The organism is Ensifer sp. ENS09, from assembly GCF_014852425.1.
Classification (GTDB): Bacteria; Pseudomonadota; Alphaproteobacteria; order Rhizobiales; family Rhizobiaceae; genus Ensifer.
In genome coordinates this window covers 257,878-269,904 of record NZ_JACVBP010000007.1, presented here as the reverse complement: position 1 = coordinate 269,904, position 12,027 = coordinate 257,878, and the positions used below count along the sequence as shown (strand labels likewise).

Sequence of the window (12,027 nt, the reverse complement as noted above, 5' to 3'; positions counted from 1 at the left end):
AGGGCCACTGTAGCGGACGTACTTCTCCGCCGTCATCCTCGGGTCAAGCCCGAGGATTACAACTGTTGGGGGGAGGCGAAGATAATGGAGACGCCTGTCGCCTCCCGCTCCTGATCCATCGTAACCGGTCCCAATGCTTCCCTTCAGATCTCGTAGTCGTGCGGGGCGCTGAGCGAGGCGATGAACTTCTTGGTGCGCTCGCGCTCGGGCGCCGAGAAGATCGTCTTCGGCGCGCCGCTCTCGACGACGAGGCCGCCGTCGAGGAAGATCACCTTGTCGGCGACGCGCGAGGCGAGCCGGAGGTCATGGGTCGCCATGACCATGGTGGTTCCTTCGCGGGCAAGCCGGCTCAGGACTTCGACCACTTCTTCCGCCAGTTCAGGGTCGAGCGCCGAGGTCGGCTCGTCGCAGAGAAGCACGCGCGGCGAAGGGGCCAGCGCCCGGGCGATCGCCACGCGCTGCTGCTGGCCGCCGGAAAGGGTGGCCGGCCAGGCATCCGCCTTGTGCGCCATGCCGACCTTTTCCAGAAGCTCCATTGCCCGGGTCTTTGCCCTGTCCGCCGGCCATTTCAGCACGGTGACGAGGCCTTCCATGACATTGCCGAGTGCGGTCTGGTGCGGGAAGAGCTGGAAGTTCTGGAACACCATGCCGGTCTGCCGGCGCAGGCGCTGGATCGCCGTCCAGCCGATCTTGCGGCCAGGGGCGAATTCAAGCTTCTCGTCGCCAAGCTTGATCGATCCGGAGGTCGGGATCTCCAGAAGGTTGATGCAGCGCAGCAGCGTGCTCTTGCCGCCGCCGGACGGGCCGACCAGCGCCGTCACGGTGCCCTCCGCCAGGCTGACGGAAATATCCTTCAGCACGAGATTGTCGCCGAAGCGCTTTTCGATGTGGGAGAGCTCGATCATGTGCGTGCCTCCAGGAAGCCGCCATATCGGGCGAAGCGTCGCTCAAGCCTGACCTGCAGGGCGGAAAGCACGGAGCTCATGGCAAGATAGATCAGCGCCGCCTCGATGTAGAGGATCAGCGGTTCGTAGGTGGTGGCGACGATGCGCTGCGCTGTCTGGAACATCTCGGGCACGGTAATGGCGGCGGCAAGCGACGTGTCCTTCACCAGCGAGATGAAGGTGTTCGACAATGGCGGCACCGCGACGCGGGCTGCCTGCGGCAGGATGGTGCGGCGCATCGCCTGGCTCCAGCTCATGCCGATCGAATAGGCCGCTTCCCACTGGCCACGCGGCACCGAGGAAATTACCGCCCGAATGATCTCGGAGGTGTAGGCCCCGACATTCAGCGAGAAGCCGATGAGGGCTGCGGTAAAGGCGTCGAGCAGGATGCCGGCGCTCGGCAGGCCGTAGAAAATCACGAACAGCTGCACCAGCAGCGGCGTGCCGCGGATCACCCAGACGTAAAAGCGCGCGATCCAGGCGACCGGCGCCGGCCCGAAGAGCCGGGCGACGGCGGTAACGAGCCCCAGGATCAGGCCGAAGATGAAGGAAAGCAGCGTCAGCGGGATGGTAAAGGTCAGGCCGGCCCAGAGCAGGGACGGCAAGGATTCCAGCATCAGTGGGAGCCAGGTGGTCAAGGGCGAGCCTTTCAAAAAGCGCGATCCGCCCCGGGGTCCGGAACGGATCGCTTTTCATAGCCGAGAATGGCCGGCTGAGAAACCGGCCGAAGGCTCAGGGTTACTTCGAGACGTCGGCGCCGAAGTACTTCTGCGAGATCTTGTCGTAGGTGCCGTCCGCCTTGATGTCGACGAGCGCCTTGTTGATCGCTTCCAGCAGTTCCGGCTCGCCCTTGCGGATGATGATGCCGGAGAAGTCGGCATCGGCCTGCTCGGCGGCAATCTTGACTGGGGCGTCGGGCTTTTTCTTCTTGAAGTCGAGGAAGGAGAGGCTGTCGTTGATCGTCGCGTCGGCGCGGCCGGTCAGCACCAGCTGGATCGACTGGTCGAAGCCGTCGGTGCCGACGAGCTCGGCGCCGGATGCGGTTGCGAGCTTGCCGAAGTTGCTGGTCAGCGATTGGGCGGACTTCTTGCCCTTGAGATCGGCAAAGCCCTTGATCTCTTCGTTGTCTGACTTGACGATCAGCACCGCCTTCGAGGCGATGTAGGGCTCGGAGAAGTCGTACTTCTTCTTGCGCTCTTCGGTGATGCCGACCTGATTGATGACCGTGTCGTAGCGGTTGGCGTCGAGGCCGGCGATCAGGCCATCCCACTTGCCTTCGAGGAATTCCGCCTTGACGCCGAGCTTCTCGGCAACGGCCTGGCCGATCTCGACGTCGAAGCCGACGAGGGCGCCGGAGGTGTCATGATAGGTGAAGGGCGCATAGGTACCCTCGGTGCCGATCTTCAGGACACCGGCGGATTTGACCGCATTGAGGTTCTCGCCGGCTTCAGCGGAGGCGAGCGCGGCGACCTGCATCAGAGCGGCGGCAAACAGCGTGGGGAGGAGTTTCATCGTGATTTTCCATCTTCTTTCTGGCCCGGCCCGTCGTCCGGATTGAGCGGACAATCGCATAAAAAATCGGCGATCTGAGCGTATAAAACACCAATTCCTGAGCGTTTTGATGAAGAATTTTTCTCGAAATGGCACCGGCCAGGCGCAAAAGCCACGGTTTGTCGGGAATCGCGCGCGGCCCCGATTTGCTCGCTGCATCGGCTTGAAAACGGTTTCAAAAGTTGATATGCACATTTATAGCGATTCATGCACGTTTATGCACGGTTGATGCGATGTCCGGTGAACTCCTTCTTCGTGAGCGAAAGACGCTGATCCAGGAACGGCTGAAGGCCAACGGCCGGGTGCTTGCAGCCGACCTTGCGGCTGAGCTTAGCGTTTCCGAGGATACGATCCGCCGCGACCTCAGGGAGATGGCGGCGGCGGGACTGTGCGAGCGCGTCTATGGCGGTGCGCTTCCGGTTGCGCCGGCAGCGCACAGCACCTTGCGGGAACGGGTGGCAATGGCGCCGGAACGCAAGGCGGCGCTGGCGCGCGCGGCCATCGGCCTGATCAAGCCTGATATGACCATGTTTCTCGATGCCGGCTCCACCAATCTCGCCATCGCGCACCTGATCGAGCCGGACCTGCCGGTCACTGTCGTCACCAATACGCCGCTGATTGCCGTCGCGCTCATGGAGAAACCGGGCGTCGATCTCATCCTGCTCGGCGGTCCGCTCAACCGCGCCGTCGGCGCGGCGATCAGCGCCCGGGCGCAACGCGATGCGGAACTGCTCCGGCCCGATCTCTGCTTTCTCGGTACCTGTGGCGCCGACGCCGTCGCGGGCCTGACGGCGATCTATTTCGAGGATGCGGAATTCAAGCGGCTCATTGCGTTGCGCAGCCGGCGCCTGGTTGTCGCCGTCACCAGCGACAAGCTCGGTACGGCCGCCGCGCACGGTGTCGTCGATATCAATGACAAGGTGACGCTGCTGCTCGAGGCGGATGCATCGGCTGAGCATCGGTCGGCCTTCGAGGCCGCAGGGGCAGAGGTCCTGATGGCGGGAGAGACGGAATGACGACGATCACGCATGTGGCGCTCTGGACGCGGGACCTCGAGGCGATCGCCCGGTTCTGGTCGTCCTTCTTCGGCGCCGAAGTCGGCGAGATCTATGAAAGCCGGCGGCGTTCCGGCTTTCGTTCGCGGTTCCTGACGCTTGGCGACGGGCCGGCATTCGAGATCATGGAAGGCCCCTGGGTTGAGCCGGCCGATCCCGCCGAAGAACGCATCGGCCTTGCCCATGTGGCGCTGTCGCTCGGCAGCGAGCAGGCGGTCGATGCGATGGCAGCCCGTGCTGAGGCCGAGGGCATTCTGGTCGCAAAACCGCGCTGGACCGGCGACGGCTTCTACGAGGCCGTTGTTCGCGACCCCGATGGAAATCTGATCGAAATCACAATCTGAGCCGGGCGATCCGGCACCGAGGCAAGACCATGGACCAACGTTCTCCCACCGCGACCGCCCGCCAGGGCTACATGACCCGCAACCGGCTGGCGGTATCGCTGCTCTTCCTGTTGAATGGCTTCGTCATCGGCAGCTGGGCGCCGAAGATCCCCGAATTCAAGGACCGGCTCGGCATCAGCGAAAGCGTGCTCGGCCTGTTGATCCTGATGTTCGGCATCGGCTCGCTGGTGCTGATGCCGATTGCCGGCGGCTTTATCGCCCGCGTCGGCTCGCAGAAGGTGGTCAAGGTCACCGCCATCGTCCTGTCGCCCTTGCTTCTGCTTCTGACGCTTGTCCCTGACGTCTGGACGGCGGCTGTCGCCATGTTCCTCCTTGGCGGTTTTGCCGGCGCGATGGACGTCGCGATGAACGCCAATGCGGTCGAGGTCGAAAAATCCATGCGCCGTGCGATCATGTCGTCCTGCCATGCCTATTGGAGCCTCGGCGGCCTGATCGGTGCCGGTATCGGCGGCTTCCTCATGGCCCGCTTTGGTGTGCTGCCGCATGTGCTTGTCGTCACTGCGATCTGCCTGGTCCTAATCGCCGCCGCCTGGCCGATGATCCTGGCCGACAAGCCACATCCGGGTGCCGCCAAGGAAAAGCTTCGCCTGCCGATGACGCCGCTTCCCTGGCTGATCGGCATCATGGCGCTGTTCTCGATGGTGCCGGAGGGCACGGTGCTCGACTGGGGGGCGCTTTACCTGCGCAACGAGCTTGGCGCCTCCGTTGAGCTTTCCGGCTTCGGCTTTGCCGCCTTCTCTGCCACCATGGCGACCATGCGTTTTGCCGGCGATTTCGTGCGGGATCGCTTCGGCGCCAAACGGACGCTGCGCATCTGCACCGTTACGGCACTCGTCGGCATGATCATCGCGGGCACGGCGCCCAATGCCTACATCGCCATCCTTGGCTTTGCGATCGCCGGCATCGGCATTTCCAACATGGTGCCGATCGCGTTCTCGGCCGCCGGCAACATGCCGGGCCTGCAGCCGGGCATCGCGCTCTCGGTCGCGACCTTCATGGGTTATTCCGGGATGCTGTTCGCACCGTCGCTGATCGGCTTCGTCGCCGAACATACGGGCTTTGCCATTATCTTCGCCTCGGTGCCGCTGCTCTTCATCGTCGTGCTTCTCTTGTCGCACCATGCCGATCATGCGGATGGCGCCAAGGGCCACTGAGGCGCAGCGCCGCCATCAAATCGCCGTCAGGGCATGATGTCGCCGTTGACAATCAGGCTTTCCTCATCCACCTGATGGGCCAATGGCCAGGGCGAGTTGAGGAAAGTCCATGTGGGTTCTGCCCGCATCCTCGCCCGGCTCAGTGACCCACGAAGAGGCCTTCATGTCTTCCGCCTTCGATTTCGATCCGCAGCCCCGCCGCGCCTCCGTCGCCGTCGATGTCGGCGGCGTCATCGTCGGGGGTGGCGCACCGGTCGTGGTCCAGTCGATGACCAACACCGATACGGCCGATATCGATGGCACCGTGGCGCAGGTGGCCGCGCTGCACAAAGCCGGTTCGGAACTGGTGCGCATTACCGTCGACCGCGACGAGAGTGCGGCGGCGGTGCCGAAGATCCGCGAGCGGCTCGAGCGGCTCGGCCTTGATGTCCCACTCGTTGGCGACTTCCACTATATCGGCCACAAGCTGCTTGCCGATCATCCGGCCTGCGCGGAAGCGCTGGCGAAATACCGCATCAATCCGGGCAATGTCGGCTTCAAGGACAAGAAGGACAAGCAGTTCGCCGAGATCGTCGAGATGGCGATCCGCTACGACAAGCCGGTGCGCATCGGCGTCAACTGGGGCTCGCTTGACCAGGAGCTGCTGACGCGGCTGATGGACGAGAACAAGGCGAACGGCTTTCCGCTCACGGCCCAGGAAGTGACGCGCGAAACGATCGTGCAGTCGGCGCTGCTGTCGGCGGAACTTGCCGAAGAGATCGGCCTGCCGCGCAACCGCATCATCCTGTCGGCCAAGGTTTCCGGCGTTCAGGACCTGATCGCCGTCTACGCCATGCTGTCGGCCCGTTCCGACCATGCGCTGCATCTCGGCCTCACCGAGGCCGGCATGGGCACCAAGGGCATCGTCGCCTCGTCGGCTTCGCTCGGTATTCTGATGCAGCAGGGCATCGGCGACACGATCCGCATTTCGCTGACGCCGGAGCCCGGCGGCGACCGCACCCGCGAGGTGCAGGTAGCCCAGGAACTGCTGCAGGTGATGGGCTTCCGCCAATTCATTCCCGTCGTTGCCGCCTGTCCCGGCTGTGGACGCACCACGTCGACCGTGTTCCAGGAACTCGCCCAGAAGATCCAGGACGACATCCGCCGCAATATGCCGGTCTGGCGCGAGAAGTATCCCGGCGTCGAAGGCCTGAAGGTCGCGGTCATGGGCTGCATCGTCAACGGTCCCGGCGAAAGCAAACATGCCGATATCGGCATCTCGCTGCCGGGCACCGGCGAAATGCCGGCCGCTCCGGTCTTCATCGACGGCGAGAAGGCAATGACGCTACGCGGCCCCAACATCGCCGGTGACTTCGAGACGCTGGTTTCCGACTATATCGAGAAGCGCTACGGCCGCGGCCAGGCGGCTGCCGAGTAAGCAGCCTGCGCTTGGTCTGAGCGCGATGATTTCAGAGCCGTGACGTCAGCAGCTTGAAGCCGGCAAAGGCGAAGAAGCCGGCCATCAGGCTCTCGATCAGCCGCTTGGACTTCAGATAAGCACGGTGGACCGGCGACAGCGAGAAGACGATCGCAAAGCCGCAGAAGGTCATCAGGCCGAGCACCATGCAGCCGCCGATGAATGTGGCGGTGACGCCGACGGGCGCACCCTCGGGCATCCCCAGCGAAACCAGCATGATCCAGGAGAAGATCGCCTTCGGGTTGGTCAGGTGAATGCCAAGCCCCTTGAGATAGAGCCGCTTCAGCGACGTCTGCGCCTTCGCCATCGGCACGATCGCGCTTTTGTCGCTGCGCATGGCAGCGCGCAGTGCGTTGTAGGCGAGCCAGAAGAGATAGCAGGCGCCGGCGATCTTCAGGACGATGATCGCATGGCCGTAGGCGCGGATCAGCGCCGATAGACCGGAGGCCGTCAGCATCGCCCAGGTGTAGCTTCCCGTGAGAACGCCGAGGGCAAGCGCCAGTCCGGCCTTGCGTCCCTGACTGACCGAGGTGGTGATGATCGCGAGGATCGCAGGCCCGGGTGAAGCGGTTGCGATCAGATAGGCGGTCCAGGCGATGAGCAACTGCGGCAGATAGGGCGTCAGGTCGAACATGTCAGACAAAGCTCCGGCGAGTCGCCGGAGGCTAGATCAGTTCGTCGCTGGTTTGAAACGGCGAAATGTCACCGAGACAAGATGTCAGACGATCTCGTCGAGCGCCTCGATCAGACGGGCGCATTCCTGATCGGTGCCGATGGTGATGCGCAGGAAATCGCCGATGCGCGGCTTGGCGAAATGGCGCACCAGCACGGCACGCTCGCGCAGTGCCGTCATCAGCGTTTCGCCGCTATGGCCGGGATGGCGGGCGAAAACGAAGTTTGCCGATGACGGCAGCACCTCGAAGCCGCGCGCGGTCAGTTCGGCCCCAAGGCGCTCGCGCGATGCGATGATCCTGCCGCGGGTTTCCTCGAACCAGGCTTCGTCCTCGATTGCGGCAATGGCGCCAGCCTGGGCCGGACGGCCGAGCGGATAGGAGTTGAAGCTGTCCTTCACCCGCTCCAGCGCCTCGATCAGCGGCCGCTGGCCGATGGCGAAGCCGACGCGCAGGCCGGCAAGCGCACGTGACTTGGAGAAGGTCTGGACGACCAGCAGGTTCTCGTATTTCGAAACCAGCGTTGCGGCGGACTCTCCGCCGAAGTCGACATAGGCCTCGTCGATGACGACGGGCTGGTCCGGATGGCTTGCAACCAGCTGCTCGATGTCGGCGAGCGGCAAGGCGATGCCGGTCGGAGCGTTGGGGTTCGGCAGGATGATGGCGCCGCAGGGCCGGTCGTAATCGACGAGATCGATCTCGAAGCGATCGTTGAGCGGTACCTCGACCGTGTCGATCTCGAAGAGCCGGGCGTAGGTCGAATAGAAGCTGTAGGAAATATCCGGGTAAAGCAGCGGCGCGTCGTGTTTCAGCAAGCCGGCGAAGATATGCGCCAGCACCTCGTCGGATCCGTTGCCGACGAAGACTTCTTCGGCGGTCACGCTATAGCGTGTGGCAATCGTCTGGCGCAGCGTCAACGCCAGCGGGTCGGGGTAGAGGCGAAGATCGCTGCTCGCTGCCGCGGCGATCGCGTCGAGCACCTTCTCGGACGGGCCGTAGGGGCATTCGTTGGTGTTGAGCTTCACCAGGTTTTCGATGCGCGGCTGTTCGCCGGGCACGTAGGGTTTCAGCTTGGAGACGATCGGCGACCAGTATTTGCTCATGGATCTAGCTCCTGCGGTTGGCGATGAAACGGGCGGCTTCGACGAGAATGGCCGAGCGCTCGCCATAGGGCGCAAGCAGCGCTTCGGCTTCTGCGACCAGTTGCTCCAGTCGCTCTTCCGCCCAGGCCTGGCCGTGTAGCGCCAGCAGCGTGCCCTTGCCGCGGGCGGCGTCCTTGCCGGTTGCCTTGCCCATGGTCTCCGCATCGGCGGTGAGGTCCAGCAGGTCGTCGGCAAGCTGGAAGGCAAGGCCGATCTTTTCGCCAAAGGCGCGAAGCCGCGCGCGATCGTCCCTGGAGGCGTCGGCGACAATGGCTCCAGCCTCACAGGCAAAACGGATGAGGGCCCCCGTCTTCATCGCCTGCAGTGTGACGATCCCGGCCTCGTCCGGCGGCAATTTTTCCGCGGCCAGGTCGAGCGCCTGTCCACCGGCCATGCCGCCGTGGCCGGCGGCGCGACCGAGCGCCAGAACCAGTGCCACCTTCTGCGCATCCGAAAGCGAGGTCTCGGGTGCTGCAATGATGTCGAAGGCGAAGGTCAGCAGGCTGTCGCCGGCAAGGATCGCTGTCGCCTCGTCGAAGGCCTTGTGCACGGTCGGCTGGCCGCGGCGCATGTCGTCGTCGTCCATCGCCGGCAGGTCGTCATGGACGAGCGAGTAGCAATGCACGCATTCGAGTGCGGCGCCGACCCGCAGAGCCGCGTCGGCATTGCCGCCGAGAAGATCGGCGCATTCGATCACCAGGAAGGGGCGCAGGCGCTTGCCGCCGTTCAGCACCCCGTGGCGCATGGCAGCCAACAGGTTTGCCGGCCGGGCGATTTCGTCGGCTTCCGTCGTCTGGCCGAGCAGACGTTCCAGCAGCGCCTCGACGGCGCGGGCATTGGTGGCGAGGCGACGGGTAAAAGGCGATGGTTCCTGGCTCATGCGCGCTCTTTGACATGAGCGAAGGGGGCTTTCAACGGGGATTCGTGTCGCAGCCGCGCGCTTTCCCTGGGACAGCCGCCTGCACGCCTTGCCTTTTGCCAGAAAGCCCGTTCAACTCTGCCTGCGCATGCACTAAGAGAAGCGGATGGACAGCGAGGTGAACAGTCAGGCCGCGAACGTCGTTCCGGAAGCGCGCGAGGAGGGCGAAGTGCCTTCCAGTCGCTGGTCTTCGCTTCGTCGGACGTTGCGCACGCGCCGCCGCCAGATCGTGCTCGCCGTGCTTGGCCTGCTCGTCCTTCCTTACGCACTGATCGTTCTCTATCTGGTGGAGTTCATCCATCCCGTCTCGACGCTGATGCTGCGTGATCTCGTGCTGCTGCGCGGCTACGATCGGCAATGGGTCGAGTTCGACGATATCGCCCCGGTTCTGGTGCAGTCGGTGATGATGTCGGAGGACGGCCAGTTCTGCGCCCATGACGGCGTCGACTGGGGCCAGATGCGGGGCGTGGTCGAAGATGCGCTCGAAGGGGAATCCACCCGCGGCGCCAGTACAATTCCGATGCAGACGGTCAAGAACCTCTATCTCTGGAACGGCCGCTCCTTCCTGCGCAAGGGCATGGAACTGCCGCTGGCGGTCGCCGCCGACTTCGTCTGGAGCAAGCGGCGGATGATGGAGATCTATCTCAATATCGCCGAATGGGGCGACGGGATCTACGGTATCGAGGCGGCCGCCCGCCACCATTTCGGGGTTTCGGCGTCGAAGCTTTCGCGACGGCAGGCGGCGCTGCTTGCTGTTTCGCTGCCCAATCCGAAAGAGCGCAACGCCGGCAAGCCGGGCCGCGGGCTGAAGCGCCTGGCGAACCTGATCGAGCGCCGCGCCAGCCGCTCCGGCGGTTACATCACCTGCCTTTATAATTAGGATCAGACCTTTTCATTGGATGGGCTCACTGGGCGATGTCATGTTCGCGTTGTAGAGTTCTGCCATCTGGGCCTCTCTCCCTTTGAAAGGCTCGATCGCTCCATGACCTTGATTTCCCCCTCGCTTCTCGCCTTTGGCCGCAACGCCAACCATGCCCCGCCGAGACATCTCGGAACGCGCTACGACACCGAAGGCCGCTTCCTGCCGGAACCGGGCAACACGGTCGTCTCTCACGTCACTGCCGGGTCGCCGTCCGAGGCCGCCGTGCTTGGCGTGCGCGACCGGTTGATGGCGATGCCCGAGGCGCGGCAGTTCGCCTTTACCGCGCCCTCCAGCCTGCACATGACAATCTTCCAGGGCATCATCGAACACCGCCGGAAACTCCCTTACTGGCCGGCTGACATGCCGTTCGATACGCCGATCGAGGTGATGACCGCGCACTACCGCGAACAGCTCGCGAATTTTGTGCCGCTGGAGCCGTTCCGCGCCCGCGTGACCGAGGTCACCCCGACGGGCCTTGCACTCGAAGGCGACAGTGCCGCCGATCGCGCCTGTCTCAAGGCCTGGCGCGACGCCTTCGCAGACGCCTTCGGCTACCGGCATCCTGATCATGACGATTACGAATTCCACATCACCTATGCCTACCCCGTCGACTGGCTCGACGATGGGGCGCTGCTGCGCTGGCAGGTGATGCTGGACGAACAGCTCGCTTTTTTGCGCGAGCAGGCGCCGGTGATCGCGCTCGACCCACCCGCTTTCTGCTCGTTCGAGGACATGAACCAATTCGAGGAACTGATCGTTTTCTCGGAGAGACCAGCAACCAAGGAACGGAAATGACCGGACTTACGCTTTTTGTCGGCAACAAGAACTATTCGTCCTGGTCGATGCGGCCATGGATCGCGATGATGGCGGCCGGCATCGATTTCGAGGACGTGGTTATCCCCTTCGACTTCGCCGCCGGCAATCCGGAAATACGCGCGGTCTCGCCGACCGGAAAGGTGCCGCTGCTGAGGCATGGCGATTTCCTTGTCTGGGAATCGCTTGCGATCATCGACTACGTCGCCGAGCTTTTTCCCGATGCCGGGCTGTGGCCGGCCGACCGTCAGGCGCGCGCCCGGGCGCGCAGCTATTCGATGGAAATGCTCTCCGGTTTCAGGGCGTTGCGCGGCGCTTGCCCGATGAACATCCGTCGGGCGAAGAAGGCGCTGGACGTTGCCGAGGACGTCCGTGCGGATGTCGCCCGCATCGAGACGATCTGGCGGCAGGCGCTCGCCCAATCCGGCGGTCCGTTCCTCTTTGGCGCCTTCACCGCGGCCGATGCGATGTACGCACCTGTGGTCAACCGCTTCGACGTCTATGATCTCGTTGCGGATCCAGAAACGCTCGGCTACATGAACCGCGTAAAGGCACATCCGGCGTTCCTGAAATGGGAAGAAGCCGCCCGCGCAGAGCCTTGGGTCGTCATCGAAGACGAGGTCTGAAAAGGTCGAGTCGAAAAATTGCCCGTGGGGACTGGTCAAACAGCAGCTGGCCATGTATAAGCGCGCCAAATTTCCGTGATTAACATCTGTTTTACACGGCCATTTCGGCTGCTGAACAGTGTTTGCCCGATAAGTGGAGAATGAAATGGCTGTACCTAAAAGAAAAACGAGCCCGTCCAAGCGTGGCATGCGCCGTTCGGCTGACGCTCTGAAGACCCCGACCTACGTCGAAGACAAGAACTCCGGCGAACTGCGCCGCCCGCACCACATCGACCTGAAGACCGGCATGTACCGTGGCCGTCAGGTTCTGACCCCGAAGGAAAGCGCATAAGCGCTTCCGTTCGCGGATTAGGTTCAAAGGGCTGGCTCT

At 63.6% G+C, this 12,027-nt stretch carries 14 protein-coding genes; 8 read left to right on the top strand and 6 right to left on the bottom strand.

The annotated features are described in order from the left end of the window. Positions 1 to 143: 143 nt before the first annotated feature. From IB267_RS30155 to IB267_RS30145, 3 genes are all read right to left on the bottom strand, one after another. The gene (locus IB267_RS30155; protein WP_192451077.1) at positions 144 to 905 is read right to left on the bottom strand and encodes an amino acid ABC transporter ATP-binding protein; all 762 of its coding nucleotides are present in this window, start codon (positions 903 to 905) and stop codon (positions 144 to 146) included. Beyond that, positions 902 to 1,582, bottom strand: a complete 681-nt coding sequence (locus IB267_RS30150) for an amino acid ABC transporter permease (protein WP_089044284.1) — start codon at positions 1,580 to 1,582, stop codon at positions 902 to 904. The genes IB267_RS30155 and IB267_RS30150 overlap by 4 nt, the downstream gene beginning before the upstream one ends. Before the next feature lie 100 nt (positions 1,583 to 1,682). Beyond that, complete coding sequence (locus IB267_RS30145) at positions 1,683 to 2,456, bottom strand: amino acid ABC transporter substrate-binding protein (RefSeq protein WP_192451076.1); 774 nt, start codon at positions 2,454 to 2,456, stop codon at positions 1,683 to 1,685. Positions 2,457 to 2,728: 272 nt separating this feature from the next. On the opposite strand from IB267_RS30145, the gene IB267_RS30140 reads away from it, so the two are divergent. From IB267_RS30140 to ispG, 4 genes are all read left to right on the top strand, one after another. Continuing rightward, positions 2,729 to 3,511, top strand: a complete 783-nt coding sequence (locus IB267_RS30140; RefSeq protein WP_192451075.1) for a DeoR/GlpR family DNA-binding transcription regulator — start codon at positions 2,729 to 2,731, stop codon at positions 3,509 to 3,511. After that, positions 3,508 to 3,894, top strand: coding sequence for a VOC family protein (locus IB267_RS30135; protein WP_192451074.1), 387 nt, complete (start codon positions 3,508 to 3,510; stop codon positions 3,892 to 3,894). The genes IB267_RS30140 and IB267_RS30135 overlap by 4 nt, the downstream gene beginning before the upstream one ends. Positions 3,895 to 3,923: 29 nt before the next feature. Further along, entirely contained in the window at positions 3,924 to 5,108 is a 1,185-nt protein-coding gene (locus IB267_RS30130; protein ID WP_192451073.1) for an MFS transporter, read from the top strand. Between the two features lie 163 nt (positions 5,109 to 5,271). Then, entirely contained in the window at positions 5,272 to 6,525 is a 1,254-nt protein-coding gene (gene ispG, locus IB267_RS30125) for a flavodoxin-dependent (E)-4-hydroxy-3-methylbut-2-enyl-diphosphate synthase (protein ID WP_034803175.1), read from the top strand. 31 nt (positions 6,526 to 6,556) lie between these two features. Here the strand turns inward: ispG and IB267_RS30120 are convergent, their stop codons facing one another. The 3 genes from IB267_RS30120 to IB267_RS30110 all read right to left on the bottom strand — a co-directional run bounded on the left by IB267_RS30120 (position 6,557) and on the right by IB267_RS30110 (position 9,257). Next, positions 6,557 to 7,198, bottom strand: a complete 642-nt coding sequence (locus tag IB267_RS30120) for a LysE family translocator (protein WP_192451072.1) — start codon at positions 7,196 to 7,198, stop codon at positions 6,557 to 6,559. 84 nt (positions 7,199 to 7,282) lie between these two features. Then, complete coding sequence (hisC, locus tag IB267_RS30115) at positions 7,283 to 8,338, bottom strand: histidinol-phosphate transaminase (protein ID WP_192451071.1); 1,056 nt, start codon at positions 8,336 to 8,338, stop codon at positions 7,283 to 7,285. A gap of 4 nt (positions 8,339 to 8,342) precedes the next feature. Continuing rightward, positions 8,343 to 9,257: a polyprenyl synthetase family protein gene (locus tag IB267_RS30110; protein WP_192451070.1), complete on the bottom strand. Its 915-nt coding sequence runs from the start codon at positions 9,255 to 9,257 to the stop codon at positions 8,343 to 8,345. A 145-nt stretch (positions 9,258 to 9,402) separates the two neighbouring features. On the opposite strand from IB267_RS30110, the gene mtgA reads away from it, so the two are divergent. The 4 genes from mtgA to rpmF all read left to right on the top strand — a co-directional run bounded on the left by mtgA (position 9,403) and on the right by rpmF (position 11,988). Further along, positions 9,403 to 10,176 carry a monofunctional biosynthetic peptidoglycan transglycosylase gene (gene mtgA / locus IB267_RS30105; RefSeq protein ID WP_192451069.1) on the top strand — a complete coding sequence of 258 codons (774 nt, stop codon included), beginning with the start codon at positions 9,403 to 9,405 and terminating at the stop codon, positions 10,174 to 10,176. Positions 10,177 to 10,278: 102 nt separating this feature from the next. Beyond that, positions 10,279 to 11,013: a DUF1868 domain-containing protein gene (locus IB267_RS30100; protein ID WP_192451068.1), complete on the top strand. Its 735-nt coding sequence runs from the start codon at positions 10,279 to 10,281 to the stop codon at positions 11,011 to 11,013. Continuing rightward, complete coding sequence (locus IB267_RS30095; protein WP_192451067.1) at positions 11,010 to 11,657, top strand: glutathione S-transferase family protein; 648 nt, start codon at positions 11,010 to 11,012, stop codon at positions 11,655 to 11,657. The genes IB267_RS30100 and IB267_RS30095 overlap by 4 nt, the downstream gene beginning before the upstream one ends. Before the next feature lie 145 nt (positions 11,658 to 11,802). Next, entirely contained in the window at positions 11,803 to 11,988 is a 186-nt protein-coding gene (rpmF, locus tag IB267_RS30090; RefSeq protein WP_034802928.1) for a 50S ribosomal protein L32, read from the top strand. The last annotated feature ends 39 nt before the right edge of the window (positions 11,989 to 12,027 follow it).

What these genes read in the sequence shown, in the direction of transcription:
- IB267_RS30155 (WP_192451077.1), bottom strand. Translation starts at nt 905, where the DNA reads ATGATCGAGCTCTCCCACATCGAAAAGCGCTTCGGCGACAATCTCGTG.
- IB267_RS30145 (WP_192451076.1), bottom strand. Translation starts at nt 2,456, where the DNA reads ATGAAACTCCTCCCCACGCTGTTTGCCGCCGCTCTGATGCAGGTCGCC.
- IB267_RS30140 (WP_192451075.1), top strand. Translation starts at nt 2,729, where the DNA reads ATGTCCGGTGAACTCCTTCTTCGTGAGCGAAAGACGCTGATCCAGGAA.
- IB267_RS30135 (WP_192451074.1), top strand. Translation starts at nt 3,508, where the DNA reads ATGACGACGATCACGCATGTGGCGCTCTGGACGCGGGACCTCGAGGCG.
- IB267_RS30130 (WP_192451073.1), top strand. Translation starts at nt 3,924, where the DNA reads ATGGACCAACGTTCTCCCACCGCGACCGCCCGCCAGGGCTACATGACC.
- ispG (WP_034803175.1), top strand. Translation starts at nt 5,272, where the DNA reads ATGTCTTCCGCCTTCGATTTCGATCCGCAGCCCCGCCGCGCCTCCGTC.
- IB267_RS30120 (WP_192451072.1), bottom strand. Translation starts at nt 7,198, where the DNA reads ATGTTCGACCTGACGCCCTATCTGCCGCAGTTGCTCATCGCCTGGACC.
- hisC (WP_192451071.1), bottom strand. Translation starts at nt 8,338, where the DNA reads ATGAGCAAATACTGGTCGCCGATCGTCTCCAAGCTGAAACCCTACGTG.
- IB267_RS30110 (WP_192451070.1), bottom strand. Translation starts at nt 9,257, where the DNA reads ATGAGCCAGGAACCATCGCCTTTTACCCGTCGCCTCGCCACCAATGCC.
- mtgA (WP_192451069.1), top strand. Translation starts at nt 9,403, where the DNA reads ATGGACAGCGAGGTGAACAGTCAGGCCGCGAACGTCGTTCCGGAAGCG.
- IB267_RS30100 (WP_192451068.1), top strand. Translation starts at nt 10,279, where the DNA reads ATGACCTTGATTTCCCCCTCGCTTCTCGCCTTTGGCCGCAACGCCAAC.
- IB267_RS30095 (WP_192451067.1), top strand. Translation starts at nt 11,010, where the DNA reads ATGACCGGACTTACGCTTTTTGTCGGCAACAAGAACTATTCGTCCTGG.
- rpmF (WP_034802928.1), top strand. Translation starts at nt 11,803, where the DNA reads ATGGCTGTACCTAAAAGAAAAACGAGCCCGTCCAAGCGTGGCATGCGC.